Origin of the sequence: Paraburkholderia sp. HC6.4b (genome assembly GCF_014200875.1) — a bacterium.
In the GTDB taxonomy this organism is placed as follows: Bacteria; Pseudomonadota; Gammaproteobacteria; order Burkholderiales; family Burkholderiaceae; genus Paraburkholderia; species Paraburkholderia tuberum.
On sequence record NZ_JACHDC010000016.1, the window covers coordinates 196891 to 211996 of the forward strand.

Sequence of the window (15106 nt, forward strand, 5' to 3'; positions counted from 1 at the left end):
AATAGAGTCTCTTTCGCTGCGCGGCATCCGTGACCCCACCGCCCGCGCGCGAAGCCAGAACATTGGAGACTCCCCCATGACCGCTCGCCTGCCCATCGACGGCACGCCCGCACTCGCCGACTACAAGCTTTCCGACAATCTCACCGCGACGCGCGGCCGGATCTTTCTGACCGGCACGCAGGCGCTCGTGCGCCTCGCGCTGATGCAGCGCGCGCTCGACAAGACCCGCAACCTGAACACGGCCGGTTTCATCAGCGGCTATCGCGGCTCGCCGCTCGGCATGGTCGATCAGCAGTTGTGGAAGGCAAAAAAACTGCTCGCCGCCAGCGACATCCGCTTTCTGCCCGCGATCAACGAAGAACTCGGCGGCACCGCCGTGCTCGGCACGCAGCGCGTCGAAGCCGATCCCGAGCGCACCGTCGATGGCGTATTCGCGATGTGGTACGGCAAAGGCCCGGGCGTCGACCGCGCGGGCGATGCCTTGAAGCACGGCAACGCGTACGGCTCGTCGCCGCACGGCGGCGTGCTGGTGGTCGCGGGCGACGATCACGGCTGCGTGTCGTCGTCGATGCCGCATCAGAGCGACTTCGCGTTGATCGGCTGGCACATGCCGGTCGTGAATCCGTCGAACATCGCGGACATGCTCGAATTCGGCCTGTATGGCTGGGCGTTGTCGCGCTTCTCCGGTGCGTGGGTCGGCTACAAGGCCATTTCGGAGACCGTCGAATCGGGCTCGACCGTCGATCTCGACGCGCTGCAAACCGAATGGACACCGCCACCGGAATTCGAAGCACCAGCCGGCGGTCTGCACAACCGCTGGCCCGATCTGCCGAGCCTGACGATCGAAGCGCGTCTGCACGCGAAGCTCGACGCGGTGCGCCAGTTTGCGCGCATGAACAGCATCGACAAATGGATCGCGCCGAGCCCGCACGCCAATGTCGGCATCGTCACCTGTGGCAAGGCGCATCTCGATCTGATGGAAGCGCTGCGCCGGCTCGATCTGACGGTCGCCGATCTCGACACGGCCGGCGTGCGCATCTACAAGGTCGGGCTGTCGTTTCCGCTGGAGATGACGCGCATCGACGCGTTCGTGTCGGGTCTGTCCGAAGTGCTCGTGATCGAAGAGAAAGGCCCGGTCATCGAGCAACAGATCAAGGACTATCTGTACAACCGCACACAAGGCACACGGCCGGTCGTGGTCGGCAAGCACGCCGAAGATGGCACGTTGCTGCTGTCGTCGCTCGGCGAATTGCGGCCGTCGCGCATTCTCCCGGTGTTCGCGAACTGGCTCGCGAAGCACAAGCCGGCGCTCGATCGCCGTGAACGCGTCGTCGATCTGGTCGCGCCGCAGATCCTGTCGAACGCGGCGGACAGCGTGAAGCGCACGCCGTACTTCTGTTCCGGCTGCCCGCACAACACGTCGACGAAAGTGCCGGACGGCTCGATCGCGCAGGCGGGCATCGGCTGTCATTTCATGGCGTCGTGGATGGAGCGCGACACGACCGGGCTGATTCAGATGGGCGGCGAAGGCGTCGACTGGGCCGCGCATTCGATGTTCACGAAAACCCGCCACGTATTCCAGAATCTCGGCGACGGCACCTACTTTCACTCCGGCATTCTCGCGATCCGCCAGGCGGTCGCCGCGAACGCGACGATCACCTACAAGATCCTCTATAACGACGCGGTCGCGATGACGGGCGGCCAGCCGGTCGACGGCAGCATCTCGGTGCCGCAGATCGCGCGACAGGTCGAAGCCGAGGGCGTGTCGCGCTTCGTCGTGGTCAGCGACGAGCCGGAGAAATACGACGGTCATCACGGCCAGTTTCCGCAGGGCACGACGTTTCACCATCGCAGCGAGATGGACGCGGTGCAGCGCCAGTTGCGCGACACCGACGGCGTGACCGTGCTGATCTACGACCAGACCTGTGCGGCCGAAAAACGCCGGCGCCGCAAGAAGGGCGAATTCCCCGACCCGAACAAACGGCTCTTCATCAACGAGGAAGTCTGCGAAGGCTGCGGCGATTGCGGCGTGCAGTCGAACTGTTTGTCGGTGGAACCGGTGGAAACCGCGCTCGGTCGCAAGCGCCGCATCGATCAGTCGTCGTGCAACAAGGACTACTCGTGCGTGAACGGCTTTTGCCCGAGCTTCGTCACCATCGAAGGCGGTACGCTGAAAAAAGCCGCGGGCGACGCGTTCGATCCGCAGGCGCTCGCCACGCACGTCGACGCGTTGCCGATTCCCGCGACGCAACTCGATGCCGCGCCGTACGACATCCTCATCACGGGTGTCGGCGGTACCGGCGTCGTGACGGTCGGCGCCTTGATCAGCATGGCCGCGCACCTCGAAGGCAAGAGCGCGTCGGTGCTCGACTTCATGGGCTTCGCGCAGAAGGGCGGCGCGGTGCTGTCGTTCGTGCGCTTTGCCGCCCGCGACGAATGGCTGAACCAGGTCCGCATCGACACGCAGCAGGCCGACGTGCTGCTCGCCTGTGACATGGTGGTCGGCGCGAGTGCCGATGCACTGCAGACGGTGCGACATGGCCGCACGCGCATCGTCGTCAACACGCATGCGATTCCGAACGCGAGCTTCGTGCAGAACCCGGATGCGACGCTGCATGCCGACGCGCTGATCGACAAGATGCGTCACGCGGCCGGGGAAGAGCGTATGTCGACGTGCGACGCGCAAGCACTCGCAACGCGTTTTCTCGGCGATACGATCGGCGCGAACATTCTGATGCTCGGTTTCGCGTGGCAGCTCGGTCTCGTGCCGGTGTCGTTCGCCGCGATGATGCGCGCGATCGAACTGAACAACGTCGCCGTGCAGATGAACCAGCTCGCGTTCTCGATCGGGCGCATGGCAGCGGCCGATTCCGCCGCGCTCGAATCGCTGTGGCAGTCGCGTCATGCACCGAAGCCGAGCGTGCGGGTCGATACGCTCGACGAGCTGATCGCCCATCGCGAAGCACGGCTGCTCGCGTATGGCGGCGCGGCTTATGTGAAGCGGTATCGCTCGCTCGTCGATGCGGCACGGCGCGCGGAAACCGCCGTCGATGCGGCGAGCGAGCGCGTGACGCGCGCGGTCGCGAGCACGTTCTACCGGCTGCTCGCGGTAAAGGATGAATACGAAGTTGCGCGTCTGCATACGGATGCCGCGTTCCGCGATGCGCTCGAAGCGCAGTTCGAGGGCGTCGCCGGCAAGGACTTCACGATCCGCTTCAACCTTGCGCCGCCGACGCTCACGCGCGCGCAACCCGGCGCCGTGCCGACGAAGAAAACCTATGGTCAGTGGATGTGGCCCGTGCTCGGCCTGCTCGCGAAATGGCGCGGTCTGCGTGGCTCTGCGCTCGATCCGTTCGGCCGCACGCTCGAGCGCAAGATGGAGCGCGAGCTCGCGAGCGATTACGAAGCCACGCTGCACCGTGCGCTAGCGAAACTCGACGCGAGCCACTTCGACGACGTCGCGAAACTCGCTGAACTGCATGCGCGCGTGCGCGGGTATGGGCACGTGAAGCTGGCGAATCTGGCGGGGGTCAAGCGTGGTGAGCGTGACCTCGCCGCGCGCCTCGGCATCGATGCGGCGACGGGTGTCGCGGTGAAGAAGTCGCTCGAGGAGATGAAGGGCGCCGGACAGTTGCGCGGCATTCCGGTGGTGGTCGCGAAGTAAGTGGTTCGTTGCGCTGCTCACCGTTGCATTGCGTCGAGCAGCGCCCTCACCTGCATCACCTTCGCCGGATCGACTGGCGCGAGTCCGTTGCCGTTCACGCGCACGCCGGAGCCGAAATGCACGGCCTCGACGTGCGTTTTGCTCACGAACTCCGCGACCGCATCGACCGTCAAGCCGGCACCGGCGAGCACCGTGCAATGCGAGCCGGCAGCCTGCCGCAGCAGTTCGCCGATCGTCGCTTGCGCCCGCAGCACCGACGGCTGTCCGCCCGACGTCAGCACATTCGTCACCGCCTCGAAACCGAGCAATACGTCGAGCGCTTCGCGCAGATCGCGCGCCTCGTCGAACGCGCGATGGAACGTGATCGCGAGTCCATCGGCAGCTTCGCACGCGCGCGCGAGACCTTCGCGGTCGATCGCCCGCTCGGCATCGAGCATGCCGATCACGATGCCGTTCGCGCCGGCCGCCTTGACGGCCCGGATGTCGCGCAGCATCACCGCGTAGTCGTCGGCGTCGTAGACGAACGCGCGGCTATGCGGCCGCACGATTACGTTCACGGGTACGCCCGCTGCCCGGACGCCGACCGCTGAAACCACCGCCTCGATCAACCCCACACTCGGCGTCAGTCCGCCCTCGCCCATCGCGGTCACGAGTTCGAGACGGTCGGCACCGGCCTGCGCGGCAGCGCGCGCATCGGCGACGGTCGTGGCAATCACTTCGAGCAGCACGGACATGAGCGCAACCTGGTGTCGTTGAAAACGACATCATGTCAGATGCGCGCGTCGCGTTCGTCTTCGACCCAGTCGATATCGCCGCACAGCACGCAGGTCTCGCTGCCGACGCGCGTTGCCACCGACAGCGTCACGCACGGCAACGCCTCGTTGATCGACAGATACGGCCGCGTCACATGCACCCGCTCCGGCGCATTGATCGCGACGCTGAAATACGGACGACGCAGCCAGTTCGCGCCCTGCGCGTCGGCGAGCGGCAGAAAGCGCGTTTCGTGCGCCGCGCGATCGGCGCGCAGCACGACGTTGCGGCCGGCCTGGCGCCCCTTCGCGTCGAGCAGAAAACAGCGCGCCACGTGATCGAGCGCGAGGAAATTCCAGCACACCTCGTCGAGCGGCTCACCGGCGGCGAGACGCTCCGCGGCGCGCTCGAACGCGCGCAGATACGGCGCGAGCCGACTCGCGCTGCGCCGCTCGCGTGCCTCGGCCTGCTCACGATAACGCTCGGTGACTTCGCCGATGCAAACCGCCGCGTGGATCGGATCGGCAACACCCGGATTCGGCCGGCCAAAGAAAAAGCCCTGCACGAAGTCGGCATTGCAGGCGAGCGCCATCTGCGCTTCGTGCTCGGTTTCGATGCCCTCGATCAGCACGAGCTTGCCCGCTTCATGCAGCATCGCCACGAGCCCCGGCAGGATCGTCGCCATGTCGGCGCGATGCGCGGCATGCGACAGCATGACGCGGTCGAGCTTCACGATGTCGGGATTCAGTTGCCAGATCCGCTCGATGTTCGAATGGCCGGCGCCGAAATCATCGAGCGCGATCAGGAAGCCGCGCTCGCGAAACTCGCGCACCGCGTCGGCAAGTCGATCGAGATCTTCGGCGCTCTGCTCGAGCACTTCGAGCACGACGCGCCGTGGCGACAGATCGAGCCGCCGCAGATTGGCGAGCAAAGCGGCCGCGAGATACGGGTCGGTCAGCACGCCCGGGTGCACGTTCAGAAACAACCATTCGCGCTCGGCGCCGAGCACCTTGAAGTTCTCCAGATGCAGCGTCTGCGCCAGCCGGTCGACCTGCAGCGCGTCGCCGAGGCGCGCGGCCTCGCCGAACACATCGAGCGGCGACACCGCGCGATCGAGCGCGTCGTGCGCGCGCAGCAAGCCCTCATAGCCGACCGCGCGCAGGTGCGACAGACTGAAAATCGGCTGGAACACGCTGGTAAGCGTCAGTTCGCCGTGCTGCACCGAATAGCGTTGAAGGCCCGAGCTCACCTCGACCTCGAAGCCGTGCGGCACGCTCGCCGCCCTGTCCTGTTGCGCAATCGTCATGCAATCCTCTCACGCGAGAGCCGGCCGGTCCGAACGCGACCGGCAACGAGCTCTCAAAATGTGCGTCATCGTTACCGGTTAAGCAAGGTCCATGCGCACGCTGGCGCACACTGCGCTATAACTCGCTCGAAAGATTGCACCGGCGACAGCGCTCGTGCGCCGCCCGTGGGCGTCGCGCGCACCGTTGCGGTGCACGGATTCGCAGGCCACGTCGCGGCGAAGCTCGCGGCAACTGCGCGCGCCGCCGGGCTACACTCGACCCTGCGCATCGCGCCCTCTCCCGGGACAACCCTGCATCCCCCGAAACACACGATGGAAATTGTCTTTACCGTCCTGATCCTGCTACTCGCCGTCGCCGCGTCCGGCATGCTGACCCGCGCGCTGCCGTTCAAGCTGCCGCTGCCGCTCGTGCAGATCGCGATCGGCGCGATGCTCGCGTGGCCGCGCCTCGAATTGCACGTCGCGTTCGATCCGGAAATCTTCATGCTGCTGTTCATCCCGCCGCTGCTGTTCGCGGACGGCTGGCGCATCCCGAAGCGCGAGTTCTTCATGGCGCGCCGCGCGATCCTGATGCTCGCGCTAGGCCTCGTGTTCATGACGGTGCTGGTGGTCGGTCACTTCGTGCACGCGCTGGTGCCGCAGATCTCGCTGCCGGTCGCATTCGCGCTCGCCGCCGTGTTGTCGCCGACCGACGCGGTCGCGCTGTCCGGCATCGCCGGCAAGGGCAAGATTCCGGTCCAGTTGATGCATATCCTCGAAGGCGAGGCGCTGATGAACGACGCGTCAGGCCTCGTCGCGCTGAAGTTCGCGATCGCCGCCGCGCTGACCGGCGCGTTCTCGCTGCGTGAAGCGTCGGTGAGCTTCGTGATCATCGCGGTGGGCGGCCTCGCGGTCGGCGCGGCGGTGAGCGCGGTGTTCAGCTTCGTGTCCGCGCGCTTCCTGAATCTCACCGAAGAAGGCGATCCCGCGCCGGGCGTCGTGATGACCCTGCTGATCCCGTTCGCCGCCTATCTGACCGCCGAGCGCTTCGAGCTGTCGGGCGTTCTCGCCGCGGTCTCCGCCGGCATGATGATGAACTACGCGAGCATCACGGAAAAATGGCAGGTCGCCTCGCGCGTGCGGGCCTCGAGCACGTGGACGATGATCGAGTTCGTGTTCAACGGCATGGTGTTCATCATGCTCGGCCTGCAGTTTCCGCACATCCTCGGCCGCGCGCTGCTCGACGCGCACGAAACCAACGACGCGCAGGTCGCGCTGCTGATCGGCTATATCGTTGCGGTGGCGCTCGCGCTGTACGCGATGCGCTTCGCGTGGGTGTGGCTGCTGCGCTGGTTCGCGAGCCGCGGCGCGACGAAGCACGGCGTCGCGAACGCAGTGCCCGGGTTGCGCATGGTGTCGGTGACGACGGTGGCCGGCGTGCGCGGCGCGGTGACGCTCGCGGGCGTGCTGTCGCTGCCGGAGGTGCTGCCGAACGGCACGCCGCTGCCGGGACGCGATCTCGCGATCTTCATCGCGTCGGGGGTGATCCTGGTGTCGCTGCTGGTGGCGGTGGTCGCGTTGCCGCTGCTGCTGCGCGGCTGGCGGCGCGGCAAGGACCCGCATGCCGCAGAGGAAGCACTCGCGCGTACGCTCGCCGCGCAGTCGGCGATTCGCGCGGTCGATCATCTGCACGACACGGAATGCGCGGACCTCGAGGAATCGGCTCAGGCGTATGCGACCGATGTAACCGCGCGGGTGATGGACCTGTACCGCCGCCGGCTCGCGACGCTCGACGACGAACAGGCGCCACGCGAACTCGCGCGCCGTGCCGATGCCCTCGAATTCCGCATGAAGCTCGCGGCGATGCGCGCCGAGCGCAAGACGCTGCTCGACCTGCGCGACACCCAGCGCATCAACGACGAGACGCTGTACAAGCTGATGCGCGAGGTGGATCTGTCGGAAACGGCGCTGACCGCGCGCAAAAGGTAGGAGGTGGCTGCCGCATTGGCATCGGCACCGGCGCTTGACATGCCAGTGCCGATAAAAGACGCTCAGGCCACCGGCCCTTGCGTCGGCTTTCTTCTCAGCAGCGCGTACAGGATGATCGCGCCGAACGTCGCGGTGCCGATGCCGCCGAGCCCGAAGCTGCCGAGCTTCAGCGAGAAGTCGCCGGCGCCGAGCACGAGCGTGACGGCCGCGACGATCAGATTGCGGTTGTCGGAGAAGTCGACCTTGTTGACGACCCAGATGCGCGCGCCCGTCACCGCGATCAGCCCGAATACGACGATCGACACACCGCCCAGCACCGGTCCCGGAATCGTCTGGATCACCGCGCCGAACTTCGGCGAGAAGCCGAGCACGAGGGCGATCAACGCGGCGATCACGAACACCAGCGTCGAATAGATTTTCGTGACCGCCATCACGCCGATGTTCTCCGCGTACGTGGTCACGCCGGTACCGCCCGCGAAGCCGGACACGATCGTCGCGAGCGCATCGCCGAGAAACGCGCGGCCGATGTAGCGGTCGAGGTTCTGGCCCGTCATCGCGCTGACGGCCTTGATGTGGCCGAGGTTTTCGGCGACGAGGATCACCGCGATCGGCGCGAGCAGCGTCATCGCGTGCGGGTCGAACACCGGCGACATGAAGTGCGGCATGCCGAACCACGCGGCGTTCGCGACGATCGAGAAATCGATCGGCTTGCCCATGCCGAGGCCGTTCGTGACGATCGCGTAAATGACGTAGGCGAGCAGCAGGCCGACCAGGATCAGCAGACGCTGAAGCATGCCGCGCGTGAACACCGCGACTGCGCCGACGCACAGCACCGTGACGAGCGCCATCCACGACTCGAAATTGCTGCCGCTCACGCCATGCACGGCGATCGGCGCGAGGTTCAGACCGATCACGCAGACGATCGCGCCGGTCACGACCGGCGGCATCAGCGTTTCGATCCAGCCCGTGCCGACCGCCGCCACGATCAGACCGATCACCCCGTACGCGACGCCGCACGCGATGATGCCGCCCAACGCGACCGCAATATTCGGGTTCGCGCCGTGTCCGCCGTAGCCGGTCACCGCGATCACGAGGCCGATGAACGCAAAGCTCGAACCGAGATAGCTCGGCACGCGCCCGCCGACGAGCACGAAGAACAGCAGCGTGCCGATCCCCGACATGAAGATGGCCAGGTTCGGATCGAAGCCCATCAGCAGCGGCGCGAGCACGGTCGAGCCGAACATCGCGACGACGTGCTGGACGCCCATCGCAAACATCTGCGGCCACCCGAGCCGTTCGTCGATGCCGACGATGCCGCCTTCGGCGCCGGCAGGCTGGCGGCGCCAGCGGGGGAAATAGGATGCGGCCATCGCGGGGATTCTCCTCAGGGTCGGCGTGGTGTGTGCCGATCACGCGCTGCGGCGTGGGTCCGGCAAAAGTTACGCGCGAGTTTACGGAGAGCAATAAGGGCTGGCAAGCGGGCCGACGAGTGGCTCGGGAAACGAGCCCTGGAAGCGCGTCAATTCGCGCGGCGCGGGTCGGGGTCCGGCGTCACCGCGGCGCCGTCCCGCGAGGAGTGGTCCGTCGGCGCGCCGTACGGCATCACCCGATTGCGGCCGGCATCCTTCGCGCGATACAGCGCTTCGTCGGCGGCGTCGACGAGCGCGCGGCTCGTCGCGAGCGCCGCGCCCTGCGCGGTCGCAACGCCTGCGCTCACCGTCAGCACGTGATGCGTGCTGGCCACATGGCGGCATTGCAGCGCCTGCACCGCCGCGCGGATCTGCTCGGCGATCCGCTCTGCGCCCGTCGCATCGGTGTCCGGCAGCAGCACCGCGAACTCCTCGCCGCCGAAGCGCGCGGCCGTATCGCCCGGACGTCGTGCGTTCTGCGCGATACAGCGCGCGACGCCGATCAGCGCTTCGTCGCCGGCCGAATGGCCGTAAAGGTCGTTGAAGCCCTTGAAGTTGTCGACATCGATCAGTAGCAGCGACAGCGGCCGGCCGGTGCGCTGCGCGCGTCGCCATTCGTCGTTCGCGTGCTGCTCGAAGGCGCGGCGGTTGTTCAGGCCGGTCAGCCCGTCCGTGCGCGCCAGTTCGCGCAACTCTTCCTCGGCCGCGCGGCGCAGACGCAACTGGCGTGAGAACAGGATCGCGAGCGCGATGATCGTCACGTCGAGCGCGCCGATCAGCGTGCCGATGATCCATGCGCGCCGCCGCCACTCGACGTAGATGTCGCGCGTCGAGAGCGCGACGTCGAGGATCAGCGGAAAGCCGTCGATATGGCGGAACGCATACCAGCGCTCGACGCGATCGATCGCCGCCGTGCCGAAGAAGTCGCCGCTCGGCCGCTTGATGAAGCGCGAGAAGTTGGCCGTGCCGGTCAGGTTGATGCCGATCGTTTTCGAATCGTAAGGACGGCGCATCAACATCGTGCCGTCGCTGAGCATCAATGCCATCGAGCCGCTCGGCCCGAGCTTCATGCCGTCGAACAGCCGATGGAAATACGTGAGGCGCAGCGTGCCGACCACCACGCCGCTGAAGCTGCCGTCCGGCCTCGAGATGCGCCGGCTCAGCGCGATGCGCAGGTCGTCGTCGGTGCCGCTCAGGCTGAACGGATGGCTGATGTACAGGCCGACGTCGGGTGAAGCGCGCTGCGTCTTGAAGTAGTCGCGGTCCGCATGGTTACTTGCGCGCGGCGGCCACGCGCGCGAATCGAAGCGCACGTTGCCGTTCTCGTCGAGCACGAATACCGAGCCCATGTCCTTTGCGCTGATCGAGCCGTCGAACAGCACCATCTGGCGGATCTCCGGCGGCAGATCGAGCACGCCCGGCTGCTTCAGTCCGTCGATCACCGCGCGCAGCGACAGGTCGTAGATCTCGAGATTGCGCGAAACATCGCGCTGGACCAGCAGGGATATGTTGGCGATGGAGTCCTGCGCGCGCCGCAACGCATCGTCGCGCATCTGTGCGAGCAGCGACACGGCGATCGCGAGGATCGCGCCAGCCAGTAAGACACTGATCGCAATCACGTTGTTCGGTCGGCGCGTCACCATGCGTTTTTGGTTCTGACATGCGCTGAACGTCGCGCGTGAAGAAGCGGCCGCGTCTCGGCAATCACCGTCAAAAACGCGACCTACGAAAACGTGAGCGTAGCAGACATGGCGCGCAGGCAAACGTTTGCGTAGCCGGGTGTTTGCCCGCATGCACCGGAACGGCACGCCAGAAGTCCCGTCCGGCGGGGGTTGCGTCCGATCGCCAGATTATCCAGGCGCGGTCCAATTATTCGGATAGCAAATGCGAATTGGCTGGATAGTTGGCCTCGCCACTTGGGTATTCAATCGAGCCTGTCACGTTCAAACGATTGGACACAAGGAGAGAGAGACATCATGAGCGAGAAGCGCAGCGCCTCGGAATGGCGCGAATTCGTCAGCGGCTGTCTGGACTTCCGCCCCGCGGAAGGCGTGTACCGGATTGCCCGCGAAATGTTCACGGAGCCCGAGCTGTTCTCGCTCGAGATGGAGCACATCTTCGAGAAGGCCTGGATCTATGCGTGCCACGAAAGCGAGATCCCCAACAAGGACGATTTCCTGACGATGCGCGCGGGCCGCCAGCCGCTGATCATCTCGCGCGACGGCGCCGGCAACCTGAACGCGATGATCAACGCGTGCCAGCACCGCGGTGCGACGCTCACGCGTATGACCAAGGGCAACCAGTCGACCTTCACGTGCCCGTTCCATGCATGGTGCTACAAGAACGACGGCCGGCTCGTGAAGGTGAAGGCGCCGGGCGAATACTGCGACGACTTCGACAAGTCGGTGCGCGGCCTGAAGAAAGCGCGCATCGCGAGCTACAAGGGCTTCGTGTTCGTGAGCCTCGACGTCGACGGCATCGACACGCTCGAAGACTATCTCGGCGACGCGCGCATCTTCTTCGACATGATGGTCGCGCAGTCGCCGACCGGCGAGCTCGAAGTGCTGCCCGGCAAGTCGACCTACACGTTCGACGGCAACTGGAAGCTGCAGAACGAGAACGGTCTCGACGGCTATCACGTGAGCACCGTGCACTACAACTACGTGGCGACCGTGCAGCACCGCATCGAGGCGAATGCGAAGAAAGGGGATAACCCCGGCGGCACGCTCGACTACAGCAAGCTCGGCGCCGGCGACAGCGAAACCGACGACGGCTGGTTCGCGTTCAGGAATGGCCACAGCGTGCTGTTCAGCGACATGCCGAATCCGCAAGTGCGTCCCGGCTACGAGAGCGTGATGCCGCGGCTCGTCGAAGCCTATGGCGAGGACAAGGCCGAATGGATGATGCACCGGCTGCGCAATCTGAATGTCTACCCGAGCCTGTTCTTCATGGACCAGATCAGCTCGCAGCTGCGCATCGTGCGGCCGCTCGCGTGGAACAAGACCGAGGTCATCAGCCAGTGCATCGGCGTGAAGGGCGAATCGGCGAAGGATCGCGAGAACCGCATCCGTCAGTTCGAAGACTTCTTCAACGTGTCCGGCATGGGCACGCCCGACGATCTCGTCGAGTTCCGCGAGCAGCAGCGCGGCTTCCAGGCGCGCCTCGAACGCTGGAGCGACATCTCGCGCGGGCATCACAAGTGGGCCAGCGGCGCGACCGCGAACACCACGCTGCTCGGCATCGAGCCGAATCTGACCGGCACCGAGCTGACCCACGAAGGGCTTTACGTGAACCAGCACGGCACCTGGCGCGACACGATCCTCAAGGGTCTCGACAAATCCATCGAATCGCAGGGAGAGCAGGCATGAGCCAACTCCAACACTCCGTCGAGCAGTTTCTGTATCTGAAGGCCGATCTGTGCGACAAGCAGCAATGGGACGAATACCTCGATCTATTCGATCCGCAGAGCGTGTTTCATGTGCCGCAGTGGGATTCCGAGCACGTGTACACGACCGATCCGAAGCAGGGCATGTCGCTGATTTACTACTCGGATCGCGCCGGTCTCGAAGACCGCGTGTTCCGGCTGCGCACCGGCAAGTCGGCCGCGTCGACACCGCTGCCGCGCACGATGCATCAGATCAGTAACGTGCGACTGAGCGAGCGCGAAGATTCGAGCGTCGAAGCGAACGTGAACTGGTCGACGCTGTACACGCGTCACGGCTCGACCGACTACTTCTACGGCCGCGCGGTGTACGACCTGCAAGCGTCGGGCGATAGCTGGAAGATCAAGCGCAAGCACGTGCTGCTGCTGAACGACCACATCAACGCGGTGCTGGATTTCTACCATCTGTAAGCCGGGAGCACGACGATGAAACATAAGGTCGCGTTGAGCTTTGCCGACGGCAAAACCGCGTTCTTCGATGTGAGCCCGAACGAGTTGCTGCTCGACGCGGCGCTGAAGAACGGCGTGAACATTCCGCTCGACTGCCGCGAAGGCGTGTGCGGCACCTGTCAGGGGCGCTGCGAATCGGGCGACTACACGCTCGATTACGTCGACGAGGAAACGCTCAGCGAAGAGGACCTCGCGCAGCGCAAGATCCTCTCGTGCCAGACGCGCGTGAAGTCGGATGCGTCGTTCTATTTCGACTTCGACTCGACGCTGTGCGAAGGCGCCGGCACGAGCACCGTGTCCGCGAGCGTGGTCGGCGTCGAGCTGGTGTCGGCGACGACCGCGATTCTGCGAGTCGATGCGAGCGCGCATGAGCGTCAGCTCGATTTTCTGCCGGGCCAGTATGCGCGCGTGAAGGTGCCCGGCACCGAAGAATGGCGTTCGTACTCGTTCGCGAATCATCCGAACGCGCGCAACGAGTTGCAATTCCTGATCCGTCTGCTGCCCGACGGCATGATGAGCAACTATCTGCGCGAACGTTGCAAGGCCGGTGATACGGTCGAGTTCGAGGCGCCGCTCGGCGCGTTCTATCTGCGCCAGGTCGAGCGTCCGCTCGTGATGGTGGCGGGCGGCACGGGACTCTCTGCCTTCCTCGGCATGCTCGACGACATCTCGGCGAAACGCAAAGTCGCGCATCCGGTGCATCTGTACTACGGCGTCACGAATGCAGCCGATCTGTGCGAGACCGGGCGCATCAACGGCTACAAGGCGAGCATCGAAGGATTCGCGGTCGAGACGGTCGTGATGAATCCGGCGCCGGAATGGTCGGGCAAGACCGGGCTGATTCCCGAGCATTTCGACCGCTCGTTTCTCGAATCGAATGGCTTCGACATGTACGTGTGCGGACCGCCGCCGATGGTCGAAGCGATCAAGACCTGGCTCACCGAACAGGGTATTCAGGATTACCGGCTGTTTTACGAGAAGTTCGGCGAAAGCAACGCGCGATAGGACGTTCTAACGCCGCGCCGCGCGCTTCAGCGTCTCGGATGGCGACTCGCCGAACAACGCCTTGTATTCGGTCGAGAAACGGCCGAGATGGGACATCCCCCAGCCCAACGCCACCGACGAGATATTGCGCACCGAGCGGTCGTCGAGAATATCGCGCCGCGCCGATTCGAGCCGGTAGCGTTTCAGATACGCGATCGGCGCGCAGCCAAAATATTGACGGAAGCCGTCGAACAGCTTGAAGCGCGACACACCCGAAGCGCGCTCGATGTCTTCGAGCGTGATCGGCTCGCGCGCGTTGTCGTGGATGAACTGACGCGCGCGGGTCAGATAATGCGGTGGCGTCGGCGCGGTCGCGTTGGCCAGCTGTTCCGAATAGTTATGCGGCTGTGACAGCAGCAGCCCCTTCAGCAACGTCAGTTCGAACTCGCTGGACATGTAAAGCTGCCCCAGCGATGGTCCCGAGCGCTCCATCTCGCCGGCCAGGAACTTGACCATGCGCCACCACGATGCCTGGTCGCCGGCGGCTGCGTCCATGTCAGGCTGGAACACGAGCGGCGCTTCGACGGGGCGTTGCAGCATCGTCTGCAGTACCTGTTGGAGCGCGGAGCGCGGAATCGCGACGTGCAGCTTGCGGCAATTGCCGGTGATCGCGAGATCCTGCGATTCCTGCGGACTGACGATCAGACCGCAATCCTGATCCGACAACCACCTCTTGCCGTGTGCTGCGAGCTCCTGTTGACCGACCATCGGCAGGCTCACGCTGTAGCAGTTCAGCGGACTGCTCTCGCTCACCGCGACCGTCACGTCGGTGCCGTATTCAACGTAGCCTATCGTCGTCGCCATCGAACGAAGTACGGTGCCGGACTGGTGGAAGCGCAAGCGCTCTGGATGACTGACCTGGAGGCCGTGGGGGCCGCAGATGGACGCCATCCAGTTGCGGGCGCCGTCTAGGTCGCTTAAGGCGGCGCGGAGGTCGCGGTTGTTGGGGTCCGGAGTTGACATACGTGGAGACGAGCTATTGAGGTGCGTGCCCCGAGGGGAGGCAGTCCATCTGGGCGCAGAACGGGGGACATAAGGGGATTGACTAAGCCTACCTCAACCGTGGTCGCTCC

10 protein-coding genes are annotated in these 15106 nt (G+C 65.3%); 5 read left to right on the top strand and 5 right to left on the bottom strand.

Annotated elements, in window-relative coordinates; all coding sequences use genetic code 11:
* The first annotated feature begins 76 nt into the window (after window positions 1–76).
* The gene (locus tag HDG34_RS24135) at window positions 77–3664 is read left to right on the top strand and encodes an indolepyruvate ferredoxin oxidoreductase family protein (RefSeq protein WP_184062698.1); all 3588 of its coding nucleotides are present in this window, start codon (window positions 77–79) and stop codon (window positions 3662–3664) included.
* Window positions 3665–3681: 17 nt separating this feature from the next.
* On the opposite strand, the gene HDG34_RS24140 is transcribed toward HDG34_RS24135, so the two are convergent.
* Both HDG34_RS24140 and HDG34_RS24145 read right to left on the bottom strand, forming a co-directional pair.
* Window positions 3682–4398, bottom strand: a complete 717-nt coding sequence (locus tag HDG34_RS24140) for a copper homeostasis protein CutC (protein WP_184026264.1) — start codon at window positions 4396–4398, stop codon at window positions 3682–3684.
* A gap of 35 nt (window positions 4399–4433) precedes the next feature.
* Entirely contained in the window at window positions 4434–5720 is a 1287-nt protein-coding gene (locus tag HDG34_RS24145) for an EAL domain-containing protein (RefSeq protein WP_184062700.1), read from the bottom strand.
* Between the two features lie 312 nt (window positions 5721–6032).
* On the opposite strand from HDG34_RS24145, the gene HDG34_RS24150 reads away from it, so the two are divergent.
* Entirely contained in the window at window positions 6033–7688 is a 1656-nt protein-coding gene (locus HDG34_RS24150; protein WP_184062702.1) for a Na+/H+ antiporter, read from the top strand.
* Window positions 7689–7750: 62 nt separating this feature from the next.
* Here HDG34_RS24150 and HDG34_RS24155 read toward each other — a convergent pair whose 3' ends face one another.
* Both HDG34_RS24155 and HDG34_RS24160 read right to left on the bottom strand, forming a co-directional pair.
* Complete coding sequence (locus HDG34_RS24155) at window positions 7751–9058, bottom strand: solute carrier family 23 protein (protein WP_184051238.1); 1308 nt, start codon at window positions 9056–9058, stop codon at window positions 7751–7753.
* Between the two features lie 149 nt (window positions 9059–9207).
* Window positions 9208–10740 (bottom strand): sensor domain-containing diguanylate cyclase, encoded by a 1533-nt coding sequence (locus HDG34_RS24160; protein WP_184062704.1) that lies wholly within the window; start codon window positions 10738–10740, stop codon window positions 9208–9210.
* A gap of 333 nt (window positions 10741–11073) precedes the next feature.
* Here HDG34_RS24160 and antA point away from each other — a divergent pair, with 333 nt between their 5' ends.
* The 3 genes from antA to antC are packed head-to-tail and all read left to right on the top strand — an operon-like array spanning window position 11074 to window position 13994.
* Window positions 11074–12465, top strand: coding sequence for an anthranilate 1,2-dioxygenase large subunit (gene antA, locus HDG34_RS24165; protein WP_184062706.1), 1392 nt, complete (start codon window positions 11074–11076; stop codon window positions 12463–12465).
* Window positions 12462–12950 (top strand): anthranilate 1,2-dioxygenase small subunit, encoded by a 489-nt coding sequence (gene antB, locus HDG34_RS24170; RefSeq protein WP_184026235.1) that lies wholly within the window; start codon window positions 12462–12464, stop codon window positions 12948–12950. The genes antA and antB overlap by 4 nt, the downstream gene beginning before the upstream one ends.
* A gap of 15 nt (window positions 12951–12965) precedes the next feature.
* The gene (gene antC, locus HDG34_RS24175; protein WP_184062708.1) at window positions 12966–13994 is read left to right on the top strand and encodes an anthranilate 1,2-dioxygenase electron transfer component AntC; all 1029 of its coding nucleotides are present in this window, start codon (window positions 12966–12968) and stop codon (window positions 13992–13994) included.
* A gap of 6 nt (window positions 13995–14000) precedes the next feature.
* Here the strand turns inward: antC and HDG34_RS24180 are convergent, their stop codons facing one another.
* Window positions 14001–14924 carry an AraC family transcriptional regulator gene (locus tag HDG34_RS24180; protein WP_260321302.1) on the bottom strand — a complete coding sequence of 308 codons (924 nt, stop codon included), beginning with the start codon at window positions 14922–14924 and terminating at the stop codon, window positions 14001–14003.
* Window positions 14925–15106 lie beyond the last annotated feature (182 nt).